We start from the raw sequence: 24,660 nt of genomic DNA on the forward strand, positions 1-24,660 counted from the left end.
CTTGAAGGGGCGCCGTTGGATAACCGGCGCCTTGAATCATTGACCTTGGGCGGACCAGCGATACTTGGCCAGCTCGGGGTTCAGTTCGGTCCCGGCGAACACGTTGGCAAAATTGCACAGGGTCGCCAGGCTGATGCCCAGGATCACTTCCAGGGCGTTGCCTTCGCTGTACCCTGCGGCCTTGAACCGGGCATAAACCGGGTCGCTGACCTTGCCCCGGGTGGCGATCACTTCCCGGGCGAAATCCGCCAGGGCTTCCAGGCGGGCCTCGGGCAAGGTGCTCTGTTCACGCAGGGCGCTGACCACCGGGTCCGGGAGTCTGGCCTTGTTCAGGGCGACCGCGGTATGACCTGCGACACAGAAATCGCAGCCATGGGTGGTGGCGGCGATCAACTGCACCACTTCCCGCTCCGCCAGGCTCAGCTCGGCCTTGGCATTGAGGCCCGAGACCGTGACGTAGGTTTCCAGGGCCGCCGGGGCGTTGGCCAGGATGCCCAGCAGGTTGGGGATGTAGCCGGAATTCTTCAGGGCATTTTCAAGAAATGGCCGGGCGGCTTCTGGGGCGCTGTGCAAGGTGTGTAGAGTGACGCGGGACATGGAGTGGACTCCTGCTGTGTAGGTGTGCGTCAAGTCTGTTGGTTATAAGAATTCCGATCCATATTCTAAAGTAGCGATTACTTGCTCCTGAGTGTTTCCCTTAGATGATTTCATCAAGCCCCTTGGTTGATTGGTTATTAGAAAGCCTGGAACTGGACGCCAGCCTGTTTCATGTCGGGCGCTACTGCGGTGGCTGGCACGCCAGCACTCAGGGGCTGGCCCGGGCCAGTTTCCACCTGATCGTCCAGGGTCATTGCTGGCTGCACCTCGATGGCGTGCCCGAGGCGCTGCGCCTGGACGCCGGGGATGCGGTGTTTCTACTACAGGACCTGGGCTATCGACTGTCCAGCGCCCAACAGTGCGAAGCGGCGCAGCAACTGCCGCGCATGACCATGAGCGCCCTGGATGCCACTGCCCAGGATGGCGTGGGCCTGGTCTGCGGCTTCTTCCACTTCAAGTCGGGATTGTCTTCGCTGATCATCGACGGCTTGCCGGGCTGGCTGATCCTGCGGGCCGGCGATCCGTCCCTCAGCGCCGCCCGTGCGCTGTTCCAGCTGATTCTCGACGAGTGCCAACGCACCCCGGCACCGTCCTCGGCCTTGCTGGAGCGCCTCAGCCATCTGCTGTTCCTCTATGTGCTGCGTCAGCAGGTCAGCGCCAACCAGGACCTCGGCGGCCTGGTGGCCCTGGCCCGCCACCCGGGGTTTGCCCCGCTGCTGGAGCAGTTGATCCAGCAACCCGGCCAGCCTTGGCCTCTGGAAAGCATGGCGGCCCTGACCGGGTTGTCGCGTTCGGCGTTTTTCAAGCGTTTCAATGAACTGGCCGGTCAGTCCCCTGGGCAGGTGCTGCTGGCCCTGCGCATGCGCCACGCCTGCCAGTTGCTCAAGGCCAACCAGACCGTGGAGCAGGCGGCGGCGAGCGTGGGTTATCAGTCCATCGCCGCGTTCACCCGGGCCTTCACCAAGGCCGTGGGCCTACAACCTGGGGCCTATCGCAAGCAGCATGAAGGGCGCTGATTCAGGCTTCAGGGCACTACCGGGCAGTCCGCCGCCCGGGGCCGGCGCAGTACCAGGGCACTGAACACCGCGGCAAGCAAGGTGATGCCCGCCAGGACCTGCAACAGGCTGGCGAAGGCATTGCCGTAGAGTTGCTCCATCCTCGGCAGCCCCTGGGCGAGGGACTGGACGCCGGACATATCGCCCATGACCATGGCGTTGGCGGCGCTCTCAAGGCGGACGCCGTCAATGGCTTCCAGCGTGGCGCCATCGGCCATTTCGCGCCACAGGAATGCCTTGAGCAAGGCCAGCCCCCCCGCCACGCAGATGGCTTCGCCACAGGCGCGCATGGTGGTGAAGATGCCGGTGGCCATGCCGGCCCGCTCCACCGGCACCTGACTGATGGCCAGATCGTCCATAAGCCCCCAGGGCAGGCCCGTGCCGATGCCGATCACCAGCAGCGGCCAGACCATCGACATCCCGGCCTGCCCCACCGGCACCTGACTGAGCCAGAGCAGACCGCCAGCGGCAATGAGCAGGCCCAGGCATGCAAGGGCGCCGGCGCTGACCCAGCGCGTCAGCAGTGCCGCACTGAAGGGCACTATGGCCATCGGTGCCGACAGGGCAATCATCAGCACCCCGGCCTGCCATTCACTCAGGCCCTCGGCACCGATCAGGCGTAGCGGCAGGATGATCAACAGCACGATAAAGCAGGCGGCCGTGGCCACCGGCAGGAGCTGAATGCCGACAAAGCGCCGATAGCCGAACAGCCGCAGATCCAGCATCGGTCGCCGCTGCCGTTGCTCCACCCGGATGAAGGCCCCTAACCAGAGAACCGCGCCGGCCAGCAGGCCCCCGACCTCGAAGCTGCCCAGGCCGTGTTGGGGAATCTGCATGATGGCAAAGGTGAGAAACACCAGGAAGGCGCTGAATGTCAGGCTGCCGAGCTTGTCCAGGCTGCCGGCCTGTGGGTCGCGGCTTTCCTGCATGCGCGGTACACCAAGGGTCAGTACCGCGATGCCGATCAGCGCCCCGAGGAGAAAGATCGCCCACCAGCCCAGACCTTGTACCAGGGCCCCGGCGATCACTGGCCCCGAAGCCAGCCCCAGGCCAAAGGCGCTGCCCAGCAGACTGAAGGCCTGGGTCCGCGCCCGCCCTTCAAACACTTGGGCCAGGGACGCCGCGCCGGCGGACATGGCCAGGGCGGCGGCGATGCCCTGCAGGCCGCGCAACAGGTCCAGCACCAGCACATTGGGCGAGAAGCCGATCACCAGCGAGAACAGGGTGAAGCTGGCCATGCCCAGGGTAAAGATGCGTTTGCGCCCATAACGGTCGGCCAGGGTTCCGGCCACCATCACCACGCTGCCAAAGCTCAGGGCGAAGGCGTTGATGACCCAGGCCAGGGCCAGAGGGCTGCCCCCCAGGGCACGCTCGATGGCCGGCAGTGCCATGGCCGGACCGGTGTACTCCAGGGGCAGGATCAAACCCGCCGCACACACGGCGAACAGCACCCAGTAACGATCGGCAGAAGATATGCAGGGGGGGATCGAGGACATGGCAGGGATTCCGGATAACAGGGACTGCGATGCTATTGCTGCACTTTACGCATTGACATGTCCGCAACATCAAAAGCAAATTGCGCCATGCGCAAAAATCAAGACAACGCCGCTTGGCGAATATTCTTCCGGGTGGTGGAGCGTGGCAGCCTGACGCTGGCCGCCGAGGACCTGCACCTGGAACCCTCCTCCGTCAGCCGTCAGCTCACCGCCCTGGAGCGGCGTCTCAACAGCCAATTGCTCAATCGCAGTACCCGCAAGATCAGCCTGACCACGGTCGGCACCCGGGCTTATGAGCAGATGCGGCCGCTGATCGAGGAAATGGATGCCCTGCTGGCCGGCCTCGATCAACAGCAGACGACATTGTCCGGGCGGCTGCGGGTCAGTGCCCCGGTGGCCCTCGGGGAGCGCCATGTAGCCACCTGGCTGGCGGCCTTTCAGCAGCGCCACCCGCACATCGTCCTCGATCTGCTGCTGTGCGACCGGGCCCTGGATCTGATGGCCGAGGGCATCGACCTGGCATTGCGCGTCGGCCACCTGCCCGCTTCGTCCCTGGTGGCCCGTCCCCTGGGAGCGTTGTCCCATGGACTGTACGCCAGCCCCGGCTACCTGCAGACCCACGGCACGCCGCAACATCCCGGGGACCTGCCGGCCCATCGGGCGCTGATCTATTCCTGGATGACCGAACACAGCCCGAGCCAACTGACACTGACCCGCCAGGGCCAGGTGGAGAACGTCGAGCTCAATGGCAGTTTCTATCTGAATAACGTCGGCGCCATACGGGCCGCATTGCTGGCTGGGGCCGGCCTGCATGCCGGGCCGGACTGGTTGCTCGACGAAGCGTTGCAACGGGGCGAATTGCGCCGGTTGCTGCCGCAATGGCAATTGCCCGCGCTACCGGTGAACCTGCTGCGTCTGCACAGTCGCTTCGTCCCGGAGCGGGTCAGCGCCCTGAGCGACTGGCTGGCCGAGTGCTGGCAGCAACTGCCCGGCCCCAGGCCGCCCGTGACTTGAGGACTCAGCGGCGGTGCGCCAGGGAGCGTACCAGCCTGTCGCCGCAGCTCTGTACTCCCTGCACCAGCAACACCAGGACCAGCACCGTGGCCACCATGATCTGGTTGTTGAAACGCTGATAGCCGTAGCGGATCGCCAGGTCGCCCAGGCCTCCGCCGCCGATGACCCCGGCCATGGAGGAGAAGCCGATCAGCATCACCAGGGTCAGGGTCAGCCCCGCCAGCAGGGCCGGCAAGGCTTCCGGCAGCAGCGCCTTGAAGATCACATGACCGATATGCCCGCCCATGGCCAGGATCGCTTCGATCCGGCCCTTGTCCACTTCATCCAGCGCGTTCTCGACGATCCGCGCGAAAAATGGAAAGGCGCCGATGGTGATGGGCACCACCGCTGCGGTGCTGCCCAGGGTGGTGCCTACCACCAGCCGGGTCAGGGGAATCAAGGCAATCAGCAGCACCACAAAGGGCAAGGAGCGCCCCAGGTTGACCAGGGCCCCCAGCAGGCGATTGATCCGTGGCATGGGGGACAGGCCGCCCTTGCGGCTGACGAATAGCAGCACGCCCAGAGGCAGGCCGATCAACACCGTGAACAAAGAGGCCAGGAGCACCATGTACAGGGTTTCGCCAGTGGCGTTTATCAGCAGTTGCGCCAGTTCCTGCCAATCAATACTGCGGTTCACAGGCGTTCACTCCGGATGCCTCGCTGGGCCAGGGCCGTCAGCAGTTGCTGGAATTTGCCGACGTCGGCACCGGCGGCTGCGATGCGCAGGCGCCCTACCCGCCGGCCGCCCACCGACTCGACACCGCCGGCCAGCACCTTGAGTTCCAACGCCTGCTGGCGACTCAGTTGCGCAAGCAGCGGCGCGGCCCGCTGGTTGTCGAAGAACGTCAGCTCGGCCTCGGGCTGGTTGCCGTTGAACGGCAGGTTGTAGCCCGGCAGCAAGGCGCGGCCCAGGGCCGATTGCGGGTCCGCGAGCAACTGGGCAATCGGACCGCACTCCAGCAAGCGTCCCTGGGCCAGGGAAGCGGCATGGCTGCAGATGGATTTGACCACTTCCAGCTCGTGGGTGATCAGCACGATGGTCAGCCCCAGTTCGCGGTTGATTCGCGCCAGCAGTTGCAGGATCGAGGCGGTGGTTTCCGGGTCCAGGGCGCTGGTGGCTTCATCCGACAGCAGATAACGGGGGCCGGCGGCCAGGGCTCGGGCAATCCCTACCCGCTGCTTCTGGCCGCCGGACAGTTGGGAGGGAAAGGCCTGGGCCTTGTCGCTCAACCCCACCAGATCCAGCAGTTCCCGGACCCGGGCCTGACGTTGCGGCCTGCCCAGGCCGGCGATTTCCAGGGGTACTGCGACGTTGTCCTGCACCGTGCGTGAATGCAGCAGGTTGAAACCCTGGAAGATCATGCCGATGCCCTGGCGCTGCCTGCGCAACTGGCCTTCGGACAGCGTGCCGAGGTCCTGGCCATCGATCAGGATGCGCCCACTGCTGGGGCGTTCCAGCAGGTTCAGGCAGCGCAGCAGGGTCGACTTGCCGGCGCCGCTGCGGCCGAGAATGCCGTAGACCGCGCCATCGGGAACCGTCAGTGACACCCGATCCAGGGCCGGTGGCTGGCCCTCGCCATAGACCTTGCTGACCTGCTCCACCTGGATCATGGCTGGCGATCCGCAACCGGGAGCACCGAGCCCGAGTAGGTCTCGGTTATGTATTGGGCCACTTCAGGAGAACGCAGGTCTTTGGCCAACTGACGGATGCGCGGGTCGTCCTGCAGCTGGGGGGTGGTCACCAGGATATTGGCGTAGGGATTGTGCTCGGCCTTCTCCAGCCCCAGGGCATCCTTGGCCGGCACCAGGCCGGCTTCCAGGGCGTAATTGCCGTTGATGACCGCCAGGTCGACATCTTCCAGGGCCCGGGGAATCTGCGGCGATTCGATTTCCAGGATCTTCAGTTGCCTGGGGTTGTCGGCGATGTCCTTGGGGGTGGCCTGGTCACGAGCCGGATCGCTGAAGCCGGGCTTGAGGCGGATCAGTTGGTAGCTCTGCAACAGGTACAGGGCGCGGCTGAGGTTGGTGACATTGTTGGGCACCGCCACTGTGCCGCCCTGAGGCACCTGATCGAAGCTCTTGTGCCGCCGGGAGTAGATGCCCAGGGGTTCGATGTGCACGCTGGCGGCCACCGCGAACGGCTGGCCCAGGGCCTGTTCCTGAGACTTGAGATAAGGCAGGTGCTGGAAGTAGTTGGCGTCCACGTCGCCGTGGGCCAGCAACTCATTGGAGTTCACGCCGTTGGGAATCTCGATGATCTGCAACGCCAGCTGCGGGTCGAGTTTCTGCACATACGCGAGGATCTGCGCGTGGGGCACCGGGTCTGCCGCGACCCGCAACGGCTGCGCGGCAACGGCCGGCAAGAGCTGACCCAGGCCGGTCAGCAGCGCCAGGGCAAACAGGTTCTTCTTCAACATGGTGATGTCCTTGGGTCGGCGAATCGGGGGTCAGGCACTCAGGGCCTTGGGTACCAGGGCATCGGGGTAGAAGCGCTGGGCGACGTCGGGGTGGGAGCGCAGGCGCCCCTTGAGGTAGTTCCAGCCCACCTCACGAAACAATGGATTGTCCGGATCGCTGGCCGGGCCCCGGGCTTCCTGCAACAGCGCTGCGGGCAAGGGGTACAGCGGCACTCGGGCGTCGAGTTGGGCGCCGAGGAAAAAGGCAATGGACAAGCGATCGCGATCCGCCGGTGGCGAAAGTACCCGATGCACCGTGGCCCGCAGGTAGCCATGGGTGGCCAGCTCCAGCAGCTCGCCGATGTTCACCACCAGGGTGTTGTCCCTGGGGAGCGCGTCGATCCAGCGGCCCTCTTGCACTTCCACCTGCAGACCGGCCTGCTGGTCCTGCAGCAGAAAGCTGAGGAATCCGGAGTCCTTGTGGGCGCCCACGCCCTGGTTGCTTTGCCCCGGGGCGTGGCCGGGATAGCGGATCAGCTTGATGTGTTCGTTGGGCCGTTCGCCGTACAAGGGATCGAAGGCGTGCTCCGGCAATGACAGGGCCTGGGCAAAACCTCGCAGCAGGCGCAGGGACATGCGGGTCATTGCCTGCTGCCATTCCAGCAACAGGGGCTTGAGCTGCGGCAACTGTGCCGGCCACTGGTTGGGCCCTTGCAAACGGGCCCAGGGCGGGCTTTGCGGGTCCAGGGGCAAGGCCTGGCGCTCGGCCCCCAGGTCGAACTGCTCGCGCAGGTCCGGCTGGCCCCGGGTGATCTCCGAGGCCGCTCGGTTATAGCCGCGAAAATGCGCTGAATGGATCATGCCCACCGCCGCCTTGTCGGCGTCGGGCAAGGCAAAGAAGGCCCGGGCCTGATCCTGCACCCGACGCAGCAGGCCACTGTCGATGCCGTGCCCGGTGAGGTAGAAGAACCCGACATCCCGCGCCGCCTGGCGCAGGCTCTGGAGAAAGGCCTGGCGCTGCTCCGGGTGACCCTCCAGCTGGCTCAGGTCGAGCACAGGTAACGCGGTGATATCCAGCGAGTGCGGCATGTTTCACTCCCCTGTGAGTTGACGACGTCCGAGGTGCGTGGCTCAGAGCTTGGCGATGGACACTTCGGTGGATTTCACGAAGGCGATCACCTCACTGCCGATCTTCAGTTCCAGGTCGCGCACCGAGCGCGTGGTGATCACCGAGGTGACGATGCCCGAAGCGGTCTGCACGTCGATTTCCGAAACCACCTGGCCTTCGTGGATCTCCTTGATCACGCCTTTGAACTGGTTGCGTACGTTGATCGCTTGAATGGTCATGCTGAAAAATCCTCTGCTGGCACCGGACTCTGAAATTGAGCGGCTGGTGACAAACATGCACCTTTGGCCAAAGCCTTCAAAGGAATAAATAATTAGTATTTTATTCCTTTTGAGAATATGAGATCTCTGCCCTCTTCGCTGATTTTCAGCGTTCGAGTACATCGGCGTGCCCTTGACCGTTGCCGGCGGCTTTGTTTCCCTGTGCCTGCACAGTCAACGCGTGACAGACACCAGGAGGCAGCCATGCGCACGCTGAAACTCGCGGACACACAGGTTCCGGTCATTGGCCAGGGCACGTGGCGGATGGGCGAGGATCGCCGGCAGCGGGACCAGGAAATCGCGGCACTGCGTACCGGTATCGACCTGGGCATGAGCCTGATCGACACCGCGGAAATGTATGGCGAAGGCGGCGCCGAGGAAGTGGTCGGCCAGGCCATTGCCGGCCGCCGTGATCAGGTGTTCCTGGTGAGCAAGGTGTATCCCCACAATGCCAGTCGCAAAGGCCTGCCACTGGCCTGCGAACGCAGTCTGCAACGCCTGGGTACCGAGGTCATCGACCTGTACCTGTTGCACTGGCGCGGCCAATATCCGCTGGCGGAAACCATCGAGGCCTTCGAGCGGCTGCGGGAAGCCGGCAAGATTCGCCGCTGGGGGGTCTCCAACTTCGACGTGGCCGACCTGGAGGAGCTTGATTCGCCGGTCTGCGCCACCAATCAGGTGCTGTACAACCTGGAATCGCGGGGTATCGAGTTCGATTTGTTACCCGCCTGCCAGCAGCGACGGATGCCGCTTATGGCCTATTGCCCGATCGGTCAGGGCGGCGCCTTGCTGGCCGAACCGGTATTGCAGCAAATTGCCCGGAACCACGGTGTCACGTCAGCCCAGGTGGCCCTGACCTGGTTGCTGCGACAGGACCAGGTGCTGGTGATTCCCAAGGCAGTGCGCCCGGCGCACCTGCGTCTCAACGCCCAGGCCGGCGAACTGCAACTGGAACCCCAGGACCTGCAAGCCCTGGATCAAGTGTTTACTCCGCCTCGGCGTAAACAGCGCCTGGAGATGGTTTGATACCGCTATAACGGAATAAGAAATTTTCAACCTCAGGAAAAGTTGCAAAAAACTAATCGTAGGAAAATGGTTCAGAGAAAAGTTGCTATTTCAGACAAACAACTAAGTTCCCGATAAACACCATAAAACTACTTTGTACCCAGTTATTTAAGAATTGTCTGATCCCTGCTTGGCATGCCCCCCAATTACAGTTGGCGCATGAGATTAAAAAGCTACCTGCATCAGATCAATCCCCTTTTTTCCAGTCCTGAAGCAGCCCGTCGGCTGCTTCGTGTCGTGGCGCTGATTTTTTTGATCGGCCTGCTGGGCGCCGTTTACAACTTCTTGCGCTCAAGCATCAGCAACGAACTGTCACAACGGCGCAGCTACATGAGCAGTGCCATTGCCGAAGCCCAGACATTCTTCACCAGCCGCGAAGCCCTGCTGGAAAGTCTGAGCCTGTCCGCCGTACACAAATCCCGGCAGAACGAAATCTATGCGCCCAGTGCAGACTCGGCTGAGGAAATCCACTTGCAACTGGGGACCCCGGGAGAAAACCAATGGGGGGTCTGGCTCACCCAGCGCATGCGCGACTACCTGAGAAACAAACAGCTGAACCTGCTCTATGTCCACGGCGGCGAGCAACCTCAGGTGCAACGCCTGTTCAGCACTCAGCCTGAAGGCGCCTATCTGCCCGGACCGCTGCTGGCCAAACTGGCCACTCTGAAGTTTTCCGAAGTGCCGCCGGGTGAAGAATTGTGGCTGATGGACCACTCCTCAAGTGCTGCCCAGTTGTACATTTTCACTCGCCTTGACGAACGCTTCGCCAACTCTGGCTGGCTGGGCCTGGAGATGGATGGCAAGAGTGTCTCCGCCGCCCTCAGCGACCAGAGCGCCGGGGATTTCATGATGTTCAATTCCCAGGGCGGGCTGATTTTCAGCAGCACCCCCAGCGCACAACTGAGCGAGGACGTGCAGCAGGTCAAGGGCGACAGTTTCTTCGGTTTTCTCGGTGGCCGCTGGTGGCCTGACCACCTGGTGATCCGCAAGCAACTGGGGTCATCGGATTGGCAACTGGTGTATTCCTTCGACTTGCACAATCTGCTCAAGAGTCTTTGGCCGCAATTGCTTGTGGCCTTGCTCATCAGCCTGTTCGGCATGGCCCTGATCAGCTTCTTGACCCACTGGGTCGAAGTCCGCCTGATCGCTCCGGCGCTGGACCGGATCCAGGCCCTGATCGAAAGCGAAGCCTTCAGCCGCGACGTGATCCAGATCGCCCCGGTAGCCCTGTGCGTACTGCGCCGCAGCGATGGCCGGGTGGTGCTGGAGAACACCCTGTCCCAGCAATGGCTGGGCAACGGCACCGAGCGCGATCAACTGTGTGCCGGGTGGATCGAGCAGGCCTTCGATCCCAACCGGCCCAATAGTTCGGATTACTTTGAAACCGCCGATGGTCGCCATCTCTACCTCAGCTCGGCACCGACCCGCTACAACGGCGAAGACGTGCTGTTCTGCGCCTTCAGCGATATCAGCGCACGCAAGCAGATCGAAGCGGCACTGGAAGAAGCCAAGCGCCTGGCCGATACCGCCAACGAAGCCAAGACCCTGTTTCTGGCCACCATGAGCCACGAAATCCGCACACCGCTGTACGGCGTGCTCGGCACCCTCGAGCTGCTCTCCCGGACCCATCTGGACAACCAGCAGAAGGACTACCTGCGGGCCATCGAAGGCTCCTCCGGCACTCTGCTGCAACTGATATGCGACGTGCTGGATGTGTCCAAGATCGAGGCCGGGCAGCTGGCCCTGGAACTCAGCGAATTCTCTTCCCTGGACCTGGTGCACGAGATCATCCAGGGCTACGCCGCTGCCGCCCACGCCAAGGGTCTGCAGTTCTATGCCTGCGTGGACCCGCAGTTGCCGGAAGTGCTCCTTGGCGATGTCACGCGGATCCGCCAGATCCTCAGCAACCTGCTGAACAACGCGGTCAAGTTCACCGACTCGGGCCGCATCGTCCTGCGAGTCCGGGTGGACAGTCGTGACGGCGAACGCAGCAACATCCTCTGGCAGGTATCCGACACCGGACGCGGCATCGCCCAGGACGACCAGACGCTGATCTTCGAGCCCTTCTACCAGACCGAGGGCAACACCAATGTCATCGCCGGCACGGGCCTGGGCCTGCCGATCTGCCAGCGCCTGACACAATTGATGAACGGCAACATCCGCATGGTCAGCGAACTCGGACTGGGCAGCAGCTTTACCCTGACCCTGCCCCTGGAAGCCTGTTCCATGCTGTCCAGCGCACCCCTGATCAGCCCGTTGCTGCCAGAAATGATCTATGTGGTGTCCCCGGTACGCGAACTGGCGGAATCCGTGGCCGGCTGGTTGCGGCGCTGGGGCGCCCGGGCCCAGTTCAGCCTGCCCACTCAGTCCGATCGCAGCCGGGGCAACGTGCTGATCGAGCTGCATCCAGGGATCGTGGAGCATCGCCTGGAGCCCGACTGGCAAGGCCCCCTGGTGCTCACCAGTGGCGACGGCCACAACGAACCACGGATCCGTGGCGGCAGTTGGCAGGTCAACACCAACAACCTGCGGGCGATCCACCAGGCGGTGAGCCAGGCCCAGGGCGTCTGGGTGGCACAGAGCGAGGAACACTCCGACAGCCGCGAACTGAAAAAACTCAGCCTGCATGTGCTGGTGGCCGAAGACAACGTGATCAACCAGTTGATCCTCAAGGACCAGTTGGAGGAGCTGGGCTGCAGCGTGGAACTGGCCTCGAACGGAGAAGAGGCCCTGTCCATCTGGAGAACCGGACACTTCGACGTGGTGTTGACCGATGTGAACATGCCGAAGCTCAACGGCTATGAATTGGCCAAGGAGCTTCGACGTCAAGGCTGTTCGATCCCGATCATCGGGGCGACGGCCAATGCAATGCGCGGAGAAGAAGAGCTCTGTCTTGCAGCCGGGATGAACCACTGCCTGGTCAAGCCCTTTGCATTAAGAGCGTTGTTCAACTATCTGGCGCCCTATGAAAGAGCCCCTCATGAAGTCCTGTAGCATTTTGATCGTCGAAGATCAGCCGTTTCAGTACATGTACCTGCAACACTTGTTCAACGAGCTGGGGCCTTACCAGCTGGAGGTCGCGAGCAACGGTTCCGAGGCTCTCGAGCGCCTCAAGCAACGTCATTTCGACCTGGTACTGACGGATCTGCTGATGCCTGGCATGGACGGTGTGCAATTCATCCAGGGCCTGGCCACGCACCGCGTGCGCCCGGCCCTGGCAATCATGAGTGCCTCTTCCCGGCGCATGCTGATGGGCGCCAGCCTGGTGGCCCGCAACCTGGGCCTGCGGGTCATAGGACTGATATCCAAACCGGTGAACCTGGCGGCGTTGCGTAGCCTCACTGCGCAGTTGCCGGGGCTGGCCAGCAGCGAGCCGCCACCGGCGATCTGGGTCGAGCGCAGCAGCGAGACCCTGCAACACGCCCTGCGCAATTCGCAGATTCAAGCCTGGTTCCAGCCCAAAAAATCCCTCAACAACGGCCGGATCGTCGCCGCCGAAGCCCTGGTGCGCTGGATGCACCCGCAACACGGCATGCTGTTGCCCTGCGACTTTCTACCGGAGCTCACCGCCGCAGGACTCGAAGAGGAACTGTTGTGGCTGATCCTGGAGCAGGCCCTGGAAGCCCAGGTGCACTGGCGCGAAGACGGCTATGACATCCCGGTATCGATCAATCTGCCAACCCACCTGCTCAACAGCGCTGACCTGGCGGATCGTCTGCATGAGTTCGTGATCCAGCGCCAAGGCATACCCGGCAAGATCTGTTTCGAGCTGATGGAGTGCTCCACTCCAGAACACATCAGCAACTTCTACGCCGGTGCCTGCCGCCTGCGCATCAAGGGTTTCGGCTTGTCCCAGGACGATTTCGGCAAGGGCTACAGCTCCTACATGAATCTGGTGTCGACGCCCTTCACCGAGCTGAAGATCGATCGAGCCCTGGTCCAGGGCTGCCACAACAATGAGGAAATCGCCCAGGCCCTGACCAGTATCATTGCGCTGGGTCGTCAACTGGGCCTGACGGTGGTCGCCGAGGGCGTGGAAAGCGCACAGGAACTGGCCCTGTTGCGAAAAATCGACTGCACCCAGGTGCAGGGCTTTCTGATTTCCCACGCCGTGTCCTCGCAACAGTTTCAACAACTGCTGGCCCAAGATGGTCCAGCGACCCTGTACTAGCCGATGAGCCCATTGCTCACCCACGCAACCTTCACTCATCGCTGACGGCCTTGCTTCAGAGAGAGGAATCTCGGAATCAAGGCCCTTATATGCATTTGGGAATTCAGTGATGAAATACAGCGACACCTTCCTGGAGAATCTCACTCGAAGCTCGATCCGGTTGAACAAGGGTCTGTTGATTCTCGCGGGTCTGGCGCTGCTGCTGTTCGCTACCCTCTACTGGGCCGCCCAACGCCTGATCGATGAGCAGAACAGCACAGTGAGGTTTCATTTCGCCCGGCTTATGGAAAACATTCAGGAGCAGGAGCTGTTCCTCCGACGCCTGGCCAGCCGCCAGTCCATCGAAGCGCTGCTGGCTGACGAACCATCCGCCCTGTACCTGCAGCAGCCCTTGCCCAGTGTAGGCAAAACCGCCTACGAAGGGCAGCAAGCCCCCTATTCGATTCCCTTCAGCCTGAACTTCAATCACCAGCAACTGGCCGCCAGCGAGCTGCCCAAGGTGTTCGCCCTGGGCCTGCACCTGTCGACGTTCTACAGCGCCTTCTGGTCCACTTCGCACTATCACGCGCCACGTACCTTCCTGTTCAATACCTTCGGCAACTTCGACATCAGCGTACCCGCAGCGCGGCATGCACGGGGCAACCCCTGGAGCAGCAACAGGCCCTACAACAGTGTGGTGGAAAGGGTCCTGCGGCACCTGGCAGTAAAGAACAACGGCTTCCCGGACAATCAGGTCTACTGGGAGAAATACCACCTCCCGGCCTCGATGCAGGTTTCCCCCAAGCTGCTGGCCTACATCAACCTGCACCTTGGTCCGCAACAGTTGCACATCCAGGGCGCGAACAACTGGATGGTGGTGGCCTCGCTGCTGAACCTGGACGAAGTCAATAACATCGAGCGCCTCATGGACTGGTCGATCTATGACGACTTCACCCTGATCGAGCCCTCCGGCAGCATCCTGACCGGCTCCCATGCCTCTGCCGACGCCCTGCACGAGGGTCTCAACTTCGGCTGGCAGGGGATGATCTTCAAGGTGACGAGCCACACCCCGGCACTCTGGACCGGGATCTACACCATCAGCTACAAGAGCTATTTCGGCTACGCCCTGTGGACCCTGATCGGCCTGCTGACCCTGGCCCTGGGCGCCCTCTTCAGCGGCTGGGCCGCCAGTCGCTGGTATCGCGACAAGGTCGTAACGCCGGCGCAACTGGCGCACCAGAGTATTGCCGAGAGTGAAGCCTTCAGCCGGGTGGTGCTCGACACCGCGCCCACCGGCCTGTGCGTGGTGCGTCGTGAAGACTTCAAGGTGCTGCTGGAAAATCGCCAGGCCGAACAATGGCAAGGCACGACAAAACTGCTGGCCCTGCTGCAGCGGGACCAGGGCTTGAGCGACAACGGCGAAACCTACCTCGATGTCGATGGGCGCCATTTGCAGGTCGGCCTGGTCTCGACCCGCTACCAGGGCCAGGACGTGCTGCTCTGCACCTTCAATGACGTCACCCAGCATGTCGAGGACGCCCAGGTGCTGGAACAGGCCAGACGCTCAGCGGACGCGGCCAACGAAGCCAAGACCCTGTTCCTGGCCACCATGAGCCACGAGATCCGCACCCCGCTCTATGGCGTGCTCGGCACCCTGGAACTGCTGGGCCTGACCCAACTGGACCCGCGCCAGAGCGATTACCTGCAGACCATCCAGCGCTCCTCCAGCACCTTGTTCCAGCTGATCAGCGACGTTCTCGACGTCTCCAAGATCGAATCCGGGCAAATGAGCATCGACCCGGTGGAGTTCTGCCCCCTGGACATGGTGGAGGATGCCTTGCACACCTACGCAGCCTTTGCCGAACGCCGCGGGCTGCTGCTCTATGCCTGCATCGACCCGAGCCTGCCGGACCTGATGCTCGGGGACGCCACCCGCATCCGGCAGATTCTCAACAACCTGCTGAGCAACGCGATCAAGTTCACCGACTGCGGCCGGGTGGTGCTGCGCGTGCGGGTGCTGGAACAGGATGCGCGCCAGGCAAGCATAGAGTGGCAAGTCACCGATACCGGCATTGGCATCTCGTCATTGCAGCAACCCCAGTTGTTCGACCCCTTCTATCAGGTCCGCGACGCCTCCAGTGAAGCCGGCGCCGGGCTGGGTCTGGCGATCTGCCAACGCCTGAGCGAGATGATGGACGGGCAGATGCAGGTCATCAGCGAACCGGGGCTGGGCAGCAGCTTTTCCCTGCGCCTGACCCTGCAACGCCTGCCAGGGACCTTGTCGGGAGCCGAGCCACTGCCCGAAGGGCCGCCAGTCTATGTGCGCGCACCGGTGCCGGAACTGATGAAAAGCACGTGCGACTGGCTCAACCGCCTTGGGGTCCAGGCCTATCCGCTGCCCCTCAACCGGGATGACAAGCCCCAGAGCAACGTGCTGATCGACATGCTGCCCCGGGACACCCAGGCACCCTGGCCCGGCCCCTGTGTCAGCGCCAGTTCCAGCGGTCGTTGGAACAGCAACCTGCAGCCGGCGCAATGGGAGGTCGACGCCCACGACATCCGTGCCATCGCCCAGGCCGCGGCGCTGGCCCGCCAGGGACAGCCACTGCACCTGGCACGCCGCGAGCCCGGTCCCTTGCAACACTTGAACCTGAACATCCTGGTGGCCGAAGACAACCCCATCAACCAGGCCATCATCAAGGAGCAACTGGAGGCCCTGGGTTGCCAGGTAACCTTGGCGGCCAATGGTGAACAGGCCCTGGAGCAGTGGCAGCCGCAGCGGTTCGACATCGCCTTGACCGACGTCAACATGCCGGTCATGAACGGCTACGACCTGGCCAGGGAGCTGCGTCTGCGCGAGCCGGAACTGCCGATCATCGGCGTCACCGCCAATGCCCTGCGCGAAGAAGGCCGCCGCTGCCTGGCTGCCGGCATGAACACCTGGATCGTCAAGCCCATGAGCCTGCAGACCCTGCGGGGGCAATTGTCGAAACTCTGCCAGGTGCCCGGCAAAAGCGCCTCGCCTGCCGCCGGACCTGCGTTGCAGACCGAAAACCGGCCAGCGCCGCCCCGCCCCGTAGCAGACAGTATTCAGGTCTCGGAGCGGATGCGGCCGCTATTTCTCAGCACCATGCACGATGACCTGCAACGACTGGCCAAGGCCCTGGAGACCGGCTCCAGCAAGGCTGCGGCAGAGCGTCTGCACAGTATTGCCGGGGCCATGGGCGCGGTGCAGGCCGGGGCGCTGGCCAGGGCCTGCGCCGAACTTGAGTGCCAATTACTGGAAAACACCCTGAACCCGGCACTGGTAGCTCAAGTCAGGCAACTGATGCAGCGCTTGTCGGAACTCCTGTTGCCCCTTGAATAATGGGTGGCAGGGTTTAATGTACCGTCAGTCTCATGTTTCTTTACTAATTTGCGTATTACACGGGTGTGTTTGCCATGGAAAAACTGAAAGTAGTCATTGCTGACGATCACCCTATTGTCTTGCTGGGCGTACGCGAGTTGATGGAGCGCGACGAACGTTTCGAAATCGTCGGTGAAGCGGTGTGTTCCAAAGGTCTGATCCAGCAATTGGAATCCCAGCCGGTGGACATCGTCATCACCGACTACAACATGCCCGGAGACTCGCCCTACGGTGATGGCCTGAAGCTGGTGGAATACCTCAAGCGCAACTTTCCGCACCTGCAGATTCTGATCCTCACCATGATTTCCAACCAACTGATCCTCACCCGTTTGCATGAGTTGGGTGTGGTCGGGGTGATCCAGAAAAGCCAGCTGCACGAAGAGATCCAGACCGCCCTCAAGGCCATCGCGCAAAAAGGCATCTACCGCAGCCTGGAACCTGCTTCCAACTCGGTGATGGAGTCCAATGTGGCGATCGATGAGCGCATCTCCACCCTGTCGCCCAAGGAGTTCGAAATCCTCCGTTTGTTCGTTTCCGGCAAAAGTGTCAGCGACATCGCCCGCAGCCAGAACCGCAGCTCCAAAACCATCAGCGCCCAGAAGATCTCCGCCATGCGCAAGCTGGAAGTACAGAGCGACCAGGACCTGCTGACCTACTGCATTGGCCGCAACATCTTCAACTGAACGCCCCCACAAGGAATTGATCGACAATGGATACTTTGTCATCCACCAGGAGCAACGACTCGCTGGAACTTCAACGCCTGCAGGGAGCCTGGGAGCAAACCGGGATGGAGGACAGCGGCGTACTGAATCCGCCTGACGAACACAGTGCGCCCGGGGCCCTGACCCTGATCGAAGGTGATAGGTTTCGCGTGCTGACGGTGACGGGTGAAGTGCTGCTGGCCGGCAGCTTCACCCTCGACAGCAGCACCACCCCCAAGTCGATCACCTGGATCGACTCCATCGGCGCGGATGCGGGCAAGCCCCTGCCCGCCAGCTATGAGTTGACTGAGGACGACTTCGTGTTCATCGCCGCCGATGAAGGCCAACCCCGGCCGACCCGCTTCAGCACCGGGCCGGGCCAGACCCTGCGGCGCTTCGTCCGGGTCCGCCAAGGCCAGTGACCCTCGCCCCCGGCGAACAGACGCCGGGGGCAAGCCGCACAGTCCCTGCCATCACCTCGAAATCTCCCCTGCCGGCACCTTCCCTTGGGCATCCACCGCCCACCAGCTCGGCAACAACTGCCGCACCCTGGGCTCGGCAAAGCGATCGTCGATCAACATCAACACCCCTCGATCGGCCTGGCTGCGAATCACCCGCCCTGCCGCCTGCACCACTTTCTGCAGTCCGGGATAGAGGTAGGTGTAGTCGTATCCGGAGCCGAACAGCCTGGCCATGCGCTGCTTCATCTGCTCGTTCAACGGGTTGAGCTGAGGCAGTCCGAGGGTGGCGACAAAGGCGCCGATGAGTTTTGAGCCGGGCAAGTCGATGCCTTCGCCGAAAGCCCCGCCGAGCACAGCGAACCCGATGCCCTGCCCCTCTGCACGAAACTGCTGGAGAAAGCTCAGGCGCGACGCTTCATCCATGCCCCTGGACTGCAGCCACAGGGGAATCTGCGGCTGCTCGCGGGCCAAAAGCTCGGCCACCTGCTGCAGATAATCGAAGCTGCTAAAGAACGCCAGGTAGTTGCCCGGCCGCGTAGCGAACTGGCGGGCCAGCAGCTCGACGATGGGCGCCAGGGACGCCTGTCGATGCACATAGCGGGTGGAGATGCGGCTGACGATATGCACGTCCAGTTGCGCGGCGGCAAACGGCGACTCCACATCCAGCCACACCGTGGTCTGCGGCAATCCCAGCAGGTCGCGGTAGTAATGCTGCGGGTTGAGAGTCGCGGAAAACAGCACCGTGCTGCGGGCCGCCGCCAGTCGAGGCCCGAGCAGCGGCGCCGGCACCACATTGCGCAGGCTCAGCCGCGACAGGCTGCGCTTGGCACTCAGGGAGCGCTTATTGATATCGAAGATGAACTGCTGTTGGTCAAACAGCTCCGCCACCCGGGCAAATTGCAACAGCTCGAAATACAGCCCCTGCAAACCACTGTCCAGGCCCAGGGGCTGCTCGTTGAAGTAGTCCCCCAGGGCGGCGACGCACAAGGCCAGCGCCCTGAGCAGGGCCGTCGGCAACTGCTCATAGGCCTGGTAAGGCGCAAGCTGTTCCTTGTGCAAGGCGTTCCACTCGCGGTTGAGCCGTTGCAATGCGCTTTTCAGCGCCTGAGGCGCAGTGCTGCGCACGCTGGCCAGCTGTTGTTGATCCAGGCTGGCGCTGTACATGCCACGCCCGCGCTCCACCAGGTTATGGGCCTCGTCCACCAGCACCGCCACTTGCCATTGATTGGCCTGGGCCAGGCCGAACAGCAAGGCGCTGAAATCGAAGTAATAGTTGTAGTCGGCCACCACCAGATCGCTCCAGCGGGCCATCTCCTGACTCAGGTAGTAAGGACAGACCTGATGCTCCAGGGCTACCTCGCGCAGCGCCTGGCGATCCAGCATCGGCACCTGGCTGGCCGCCTGGCGCGCTGCGGGCAGGCGCTGGTAGAAACCCTTGGCCAGCGGGCAGGACTCGCCGTGGCAGGCCTTGTCCAGGTGCTCGCAAGCCTTGTCCCGGGCCACCAGTTCCAGGACCCGCAACGGCAGCTGGGACTGGCTGGCGAACAGCACCCGGGCTGCATCCAGCGCCAACTGCCGCCCCGGGGTCTTGGCAGTGAGAAACAACAGCTTGTCCAATTGCTGCGGGGCCATGGCCTTGAGCATGGGAAAGATCGTGCCCAGGGTCTTGCCGATACCGGTGGGCGCCTGGGCCAGCAGGCAACGGCCGGTACTGACCGCCTTGTACACCGATTCCGCCAGATGTCGCTGGCCAAGGCGAAACTCGCCATGGGGAAAAACCAGGCCCCCGGTGGCCTGGTCGCGGGCCGTTCGGTGACGCATTTCCTGCTGCGCCCACTCCAGGAACACCGCGCACTGGCGATTGAAGAAGCCCTGCAGTGCCTCAGCACTGTGCTCCTCCACCAGGGCGGTTTCCTGCTCGCTGAGGATGTCGAAATACACCAGCGAGACACGGACACTCGGCAGCTGCAGGCTCTGGCACAACAGCCAGCCATAGACCTTGGCCTGGGCCCAGTGCAATTGCCGGTGATTGTCGGGCATGCGGGTCAGGTCGCCCCGGTAGGTCTTGATCTCCTCCAGGAGATTCTGCGCCGGGTCATAACCGTCCGCCCGGCCCTTGACCAGCAGCTCGCCGTATTGGCCCTCCAGAGCAACTTCGCTCTGGTAGCCGGGATTGCGCCGGGAAGCCACGGTGCGGTGCCCGACTATCCCCTCCAGGGCGGTAGGCGATGGGGTGAAACGCAGATCCAGGTCACCACTCTTGGCGCTGAACTCGCACAAGGCGCGCACCGCAATGCGGTAGCTCACGTTGACAGGTCCTGCCATTGCACATAGCACACCGCCACCGGCATCCGGTGCTCCTGGCAGAAATCCAGCCAGCGCAGCTGGTTGTCCTGCAGCCGGTCCCCCGGGCCCTTGACCTCGATCATCCGGTAGGTCCTTGCTTCGGGCCAGAACTGGATCAGGTCCGGCATCCCGGCCCGGTTGGCCTTGATATCCAGCAGCAGGCGCTCAAACCAGTGTTTCAGGTGCTCGGCCGGCAGGCAGTCGAGGGCCTGCTCCAGCAATTCCTCGGTCAAGGCCCCCCAGAACACGAAGGGCGACTGCAGGCCCCACTTGTCGACAAACCGCTGGCGGATGCTGTCCCGGTAGCGACCATCGTTCAGCTCCTCCAGGCAGGCCTGGAACAGATCGCTGCGCCGCTCATGGAAGTCTTCGCTCAGCAGATCCACCGGCCCGCGCTGGAACGGGTGGAAGAAGGCCCCCGGCAAAGGGGCGAAGATCGCCGGCCAGCACAGCAGCCCGAACAGCGAATTGATCAGTGTGTTTTCCACGTAGTGCACGGGTGCCTGGGGTTGCTGCAGATGAGCCTGGACATGCAGCTCCACCGCCAGTCCGTCGGCGTCACGGGGCAGGCACAGATCCAGTCGCGCCACTTCGCGGCTGACCGCCCGAGGCGCCGGCGGGCCACCCAGTTTGCGCCGCAGCCGGGGCATGACCCGCAGCAACTGCTGGGCCTCGGCCGCGCTCTGGGGCGCCGCCGCAGCCTGCTCGGCCAACGCCAGGGCCGCCGGGTACTCGGCACTGAGCTCCAGCACCCGGATCAACCGCAGGCGAGCACCCGGGTAGGCACATTGCTGGTAGATCTCCCGGGCCTGACACCAGTCCGTCAACCGCTCGCAATGCTGCCCCAGCTGGAACAACAGCTTGCCGCGGCGTTTCTCCAGCCAGGGGTTGGCGGTGCTCAACGCGCCAATCTGCGCGAGTACGGCGCCCACCTCCTCCCCGGCCTCGAAGGCTTCCTGGCACTGGTGCAGATAGATGAAGCCGTTCACATCGTCACGACTGCGCAAGCCCCGGGCGTCGGCACTGATCTCGACCTTTTCGTAGCTGTAGATCCCCAGGTCCGCCAGCACGAATTCCGACCAGTCCTGATAGAGGTTGCCGAAGAACATCAGGCGCAGGCGATCGCACAACGGCATGACCGTCAGGCTCAGCAGCCGGTCTGCCAGTGCCGGGCACCATTGGCCGAAGGCCTGGGGATGCGGATACAGCGCTTGCAAGGTCTCCAGCCACTGGTTCTTCTTGGCCTTGGCCGCCAGCCCCTGGTCGCGAAAGCACTGCAGGATCTCGGCCTTTTGCAACAGGCCGAACAACTCGTCCAGGGCCAATGGCGCCTGCTCGTCGACCCAGCCCAATTCCAGCAACGGCGCCAGGGCCCGGGTGCAGTCGCCGATCTCCGGGTAATTCAATTTGCCCAGGCGAAAATGTCGTCCCTTGCGCATCACCATGCGCACCAGCAAAGCCTGGGATGGCTGGGGCAACTGGGCAAAATCCGCGATGAAACGCTGCTCCTCGTCACACAGCACATCGGCGTAGCGCTGCTCCAGCCAGTTCAGGACTTGCTGGAAGTTATGCAGGTAATAAAGGGGATTTTCGAGGGGATTGGAAGTCACTGAACGAAGACGCCACGGCTGGACTGACACTGGTTATGCGTACAGATAACAGCCGACGCCCCGGTCTGGCAAACACTATTGGATAAATGGCGGGAAGAAGATTTTTCCGCTGCCCTGGCGAACTTTCGTCGTCTTCGCTACACCAAGGGGCCATGCTTATAGTGTCCGACGCAACACGGATGCCCCCTACCGATGAGAGGTCTGTATGAACGTGAAGAACCTGGGATTGCTCCTGGCCGGTGTCGCCGCCCTGGCCCTGGCCGGCTGCGCCTCACCCACCGTGGTGACCTTGCAGAACGGTACTCAGTACCTGACCCGGGACCAGCCCAAGACCAAGACCGCTGATGGCTTCTACGAATTCCAGGATATTTCCGGCAAGACCATCCGGGTCAAGGCGGACGATGTGGCCACCGTCCGCCAGGAAAAATGACTCAGCCGTGTGACTCAGTGCGACCAGGGAAAGGGGCCCTGCCCCGGCTCGCAGAAAATCCCCAGCGCCTTGCCGCGCTTTGACAGCTCGTCACGCACTTGCTGGCAGCGCTGCCGCTCCCGAGCTTCGGCGTTATCGATACTGATGTTGCCCGTACTCTCCGGCGCCTTGCCATCCCCCAGACGCAGATTGGCAAAGGGCTGCTCCGGCTGCAGATTGAAGCGGCTGGGGGCCGGTTCCTGCTTTTCGGGTGGCGCCGGCAGGCCTGCCGGCAATTGATCCGGGGTCACCCCGTAACGTTTCAAAATCGAGCTGTGAGGCAGCTCCTCGGCCGATGCCATGAACGCCCACAGGGCCAGCACCAGACCGCTCGCACACCTCTTGCTATTACTCACTGTCAAAACTCTCCTGCCTTTTCCTTGAATCGATTACTGCTCAATACCTTGGGTAACGCATGACCAGGCTTGGGTTTTACAGGTATTTGAGTCGCCAACCGACCGACAGGTCACGATTTTTCTTGCCAAGTCAGCGCGGAGCCCGTTGCAAGCCCCGCGCTGCAGGTCCATCAGGCGATGGTGATGCCCGAGCCGTTGAGGTGCGCGAGGCTGACGCCCACCAGGGTCACCGAGTCGTGGCCGAAGGTCAGGACGGTGTCATTGCCGCTGCTGCTGGCGTGGGCCCGATAGTCCTGGCCCGGCAGCACGCCGCTCACCCCCATGAACACCAGCTTGTCGCCGCTCTGGTAACCGAGGATGCGGTCCTGGCCGAAATGGCCGGTGAACAGGAAGGTGTCATTGCCCCCACCCGACTCCAGCAGATCATTGCCGGCGCCGCCGACGAAGACGTCGTTGCCCTTGCCGCCGATCAGGTGATCGTTGCCGTCCAGGCCGAACAGCCAATCGCCGGCGGCATGGGCCTTGAGCAGATTGTCACCGCCGTCGCCCTTGACCGCAGACGCGTACTGGGTCAGCTGGCCGCCCACCTTCAGCCCCTGGTCAGTGACCTGATGGAACACGTCATCCTTGAACAGACCCCAGAGAAACCCCGGCTCCTTGCTTTGAATGGCGCCGATGTCGCGGGTCATGCTGATCCCGCCGCTGGCGTCGCGCACGTACAGGGTCCCAGCGCCGTCGCTGACGAAGCTGTAGTCCTTCACCGAGTGCTGCAGGTCCAGGGTATTGCTGCCCTTGCCGCCGAGGATGATGTTGTAGCCGCCGTCATCACGGAAGGTGTCGTTGCCGTCGCGGCCTTCCAGATAATCGTTGCCTCCACCGCCCTGGATCAGGTCGTTACCGTCGCTGCCGATGATGAAGGTGCTGCCCTTGTGGGTTTCGGCGTTGCGGTTCAGATCCTGGACCCAGGTGCTGCCCCGGGCCGGGTCCGACAGGTTGGCGACGACAATGGTCGAGTCCTTGCTGGTGAAGTCATAGAACTGCGATTGCAGCACCCGGGTCAGCCCATCGCCGTAGCCGGTGGGCAGGTGAGAGATCCAGGTGGGGATGTTGAGGATCGAGAACGGCAGCACGTTCCACAGGCTCGAGGCGTAATGGTCGTTGAAGTTGACGATGTTGTTGGTGGCCGAGTCCTGATGGGCGTCGTGCACCCCCAGGGACGACAGGTTGAAGCTGTAACCGTCCAGGGCACGGAACACCGGGTCGTTTTCATAACCGATGTTCAACACCTTGTCGCTGGTGCTCTGGGTCGGCGAGGCATAGGCGATGTAGTTGGCATCCTTGTAGAACCCGGACCAGCGATCGGCACTCAGGTCCGCCAGGCTGTTGACCCCCAGCCCGCCCAGGCTGTGACCACTGACCAGGATGTCCTTGCCCGACAGACCGTTGGCCTGGGCAAAGGCCGCCACATCCCCGAACAGCTTGCCGAAGGCTTCAGCGGCATAGTTCTTCGCATAGTCCTTGGGTCCCAGGGCGGCCAGCAGGTCACTGATGACATCGCCGATGGTGTCGCCGATCACCGACTCCCGGGGACCGCTGGTGCCGCGAAAGGCGATACCGATGGAACTCAAATGGCCCTGGGCATCGTACTTGCCGAGGATCTCCACCTGGGCCGTGCCGTAGCCGTCCTTCTCGCCGAAGAATGTGCCCCGGGCATCCACCTTGCCGCTGTAGCCCAGTTGCTGGGCACTGAGGGTGGACCACCCGGCCTGGTGCAACGCGTCCTTGGCGGCCTGTTCCGAATCCGGGTTCCAGGGAATGCCGGGGATGACCCCCTGGGAATCGCTGCTGCCGATCAGCGCGGTGATCAGTGTCGCCGGCAGGCCAAGGCCGAAGCCGTTGTGCTGGTACCCCACGGCAAAGCCGTTGTCGAGGTTGTGATAGGAATACAGCGTGATCGCCAGCGCATCGGAAAACAGCGCTTTGGAGTCGGCTGCGGTGAAGTTCTTGTAGTCAAAGACACCCATGGTATTGCCTCTCTATTGTTGGAATTGTCAGAGAAAGCTCAGGCCCTCGCAGGCCCCGTTTCCGGGACCGGAGGACCTGTACAACACCT

General features: G+C 62.9%; 20 protein-coding genes. 9 read left to right on the plus strand and 11 right to left on the minus strand.

Going from position 1 to position 24,660, the window contains the following annotated elements; genetic code table 11:
* Window positions 1-36: 36 nt before the first annotated feature.
* On the minus strand, window positions 37-597 hold the full coding sequence (locus FW796_RS20475; protein WP_346632891.1) for a carboxymuconolactone decarboxylase family protein: 561 nt from the start codon (window positions 595-597) through the stop codon (window positions 37-39).
* A 104-nt stretch (window positions 598-701) separates the two neighbouring features.
* Here FW796_RS20475 and FW796_RS20480 point away from each other — a divergent pair, with 104 nt between their 5' ends.
* Window positions 702-1,613, plus strand: coding sequence for an AraC family transcriptional regulator (locus tag FW796_RS20480; RefSeq protein ID WP_346632890.1), 912 nt, complete (start codon window positions 702-704; stop codon window positions 1,611-1,613).
* Between the two features lie 8 nt (window positions 1,614-1,621).
* On the opposite strand, the gene FW796_RS20485 is transcribed toward FW796_RS20480, so the two are convergent.
* Window positions 1,622-3,148, minus strand: a complete 1,527-nt coding sequence (locus FW796_RS20485) for an MFS transporter (RefSeq protein WP_404939813.1) — start codon at window positions 3,146-3,148, stop codon at window positions 1,622-1,624.
* A gap of 87 nt (window positions 3,149-3,235) precedes the next feature.
* Between FW796_RS20485 and FW796_RS20490 the strand changes: the two genes are divergently transcribed.
* Window positions 3,236-4,162, plus strand: coding sequence for a LysR family transcriptional regulator (locus tag FW796_RS20490; protein WP_346632888.1), 927 nt, complete (start codon window positions 3,236-3,238; stop codon window positions 4,160-4,162).
* 4 nt (window positions 4,163-4,166) lie between these two features.
* Here the strand turns inward: FW796_RS20490 and FW796_RS20495 are convergent, their stop codons facing one another.
* The 5 genes from FW796_RS20495 to FW796_RS20515 are packed head-to-tail and all read right to left on the minus strand — an operon-like array spanning window position 4,167 to window position 7,944.
* Entirely contained in the window at window positions 4,167-4,838 is a 672-nt protein-coding gene (locus tag FW796_RS20495; RefSeq protein WP_346632887.1) for a methionine ABC transporter permease, read from the minus strand.
* Window positions 4,835-5,812 (minus strand): methionine ABC transporter ATP-binding protein, encoded by a 978-nt coding sequence (locus tag FW796_RS20500; RefSeq protein WP_346632886.1) that lies wholly within the window; start codon window positions 5,810-5,812, stop codon window positions 4,835-4,837. The genes FW796_RS20495 and FW796_RS20500 overlap by 4 nt, the downstream gene beginning before the upstream one ends.
* Entirely contained in the window at window positions 5,809-6,618 is an 810-nt protein-coding gene (locus FW796_RS20505) for a MetQ/NlpA family ABC transporter substrate-binding protein (RefSeq protein WP_346632885.1), read from the minus strand. The genes FW796_RS20500 and FW796_RS20505 overlap by 4 nt, the downstream gene beginning before the upstream one ends.
* A gap of 30 nt (window positions 6,619-6,648) precedes the next feature.
* Window positions 6,649-7,686, minus strand: coding sequence for an isopenicillin N synthase family dioxygenase (locus tag FW796_RS20510; protein ID WP_346632884.1), 1,038 nt, complete (start codon window positions 7,684-7,686; stop codon window positions 6,649-6,651).
* A 42-nt stretch (window positions 7,687-7,728) separates the two neighbouring features.
* A complete protein-coding gene (locus FW796_RS20515; RefSeq protein WP_102865121.1) occupies window positions 7,729-7,944 on the minus strand; it encodes a TOBE domain-containing protein in 216 nt (71 codons plus the stop codon).
* Between the two features lie 243 nt (window positions 7,945-8,187).
* Here FW796_RS20515 and FW796_RS20520 point away from each other — a divergent pair, with 243 nt between their 5' ends.
* The 6 genes from FW796_RS20520 to FW796_RS20545 all read left to right on the plus strand — a co-directional run bounded on the left by FW796_RS20520 (window position 8,188) and on the right by FW796_RS20545 (window position 17,727).
* Complete coding sequence (locus FW796_RS20520) at window positions 8,188-9,009, plus strand: aldo/keto reductase (protein WP_446439913.1); 822 nt, start codon at window positions 8,188-8,190, stop codon at window positions 9,007-9,009.
* Between the two features lie 198 nt (window positions 9,010-9,207).
* Window positions 9,208-12,042, plus strand: a complete 2,835-nt coding sequence (locus FW796_RS20525) for an ATP-binding protein (protein ID WP_346632882.1) — start codon at window positions 9,208-9,210, stop codon at window positions 12,040-12,042.
* Window positions 12,029-13,219: an EAL domain-containing response regulator gene (locus tag FW796_RS20530; RefSeq protein WP_346632881.1), complete on the plus strand. Its 1,191-nt coding sequence runs from the start codon at window positions 12,029-12,031 to the stop codon at window positions 13,217-13,219. The genes FW796_RS20525 and FW796_RS20530 overlap by 14 nt, the downstream gene beginning before the upstream one ends.
* A 109-nt stretch (window positions 13,220-13,328) precedes the next feature.
* Window positions 13,329-16,565 carry a response regulator gene (locus FW796_RS20535; RefSeq protein ID WP_446439914.1) on the plus strand — a complete coding sequence of 1,079 codons (3,237 nt, stop codon included), beginning with the start codon at window positions 13,329-13,331 and terminating at the stop codon, window positions 16,563-16,565.
* 74 nt (window positions 16,566-16,639) lie between these two features.
* Window positions 16,640-17,287 (plus strand): response regulator, encoded by a 648-nt coding sequence (locus FW796_RS20540; protein ID WP_346632879.1) that lies wholly within the window; start codon window positions 16,640-16,642, stop codon window positions 17,285-17,287.
* 26 nt (window positions 17,288-17,313) lie between these two features.
* Entirely contained in the window at window positions 17,314-17,727 is a 414-nt protein-coding gene (locus FW796_RS20545) for a TIGR03067 domain-containing protein (protein ID WP_446439915.1), read from the plus strand.
* A 51-nt stretch (window positions 17,728-17,778) separates the two neighbouring features.
* On the opposite strand, the gene FW796_RS20550 is transcribed toward FW796_RS20545, so the two are convergent.
* Window positions 17,779-20,073 carry an ATP-dependent DNA helicase gene (locus FW796_RS20550; RefSeq protein WP_446439916.1) on the minus strand — a complete coding sequence of 765 codons (2,295 nt, stop codon included), beginning with the start codon at window positions 20,071-20,073 and terminating at the stop codon, window positions 17,779-17,781.
* Entirely contained in the window at window positions 20,070-21,722 is a 1,653-nt protein-coding gene (locus FW796_RS20555; RefSeq protein WP_446439917.1) for a VRR-NUC domain-containing protein, read from the minus strand. The genes FW796_RS20550 and FW796_RS20555 overlap by 4 nt, the downstream gene beginning before the upstream one ends.
* 205 nt (window positions 21,723-21,927) lie before the next feature.
* Here FW796_RS20555 and FW796_RS20560 point away from each other — a divergent pair, with 205 nt between their 5' ends.
* Window positions 21,928-22,152, plus strand: coding sequence for a YgdI/YgdR family lipoprotein (locus FW796_RS20560; RefSeq protein WP_346632875.1), 225 nt, complete (start codon window positions 21,928-21,930; stop codon window positions 22,150-22,152).
* Between the two features lie 14 nt (window positions 22,153-22,166).
* Here the strand turns inward: FW796_RS20560 and FW796_RS20565 are convergent, their stop codons facing one another.
* Both FW796_RS20565 and FW796_RS20570 read right to left on the minus strand, forming a co-directional pair.
* On the minus strand, window positions 22,167-22,547 hold the full coding sequence (locus FW796_RS20565) for a hypothetical protein (protein WP_404939802.1): 381 nt from the start codon (window positions 22,545-22,547) through the stop codon (window positions 22,167-22,169).
* 170 nt (window positions 22,548-22,717) lie between these two features.
* A complete protein-coding gene (locus FW796_RS20570) occupies window positions 22,718-24,571 on the minus strand; it encodes a polyurethane esterase (RefSeq protein ID WP_346632873.1) in 1,854 nt (617 codons plus the stop codon).
* Window positions 24,572-24,660 lie beyond the last annotated feature (89 nt).

The organism is Pseudomonas sp. 910_21, from assembly GCF_052850735.1.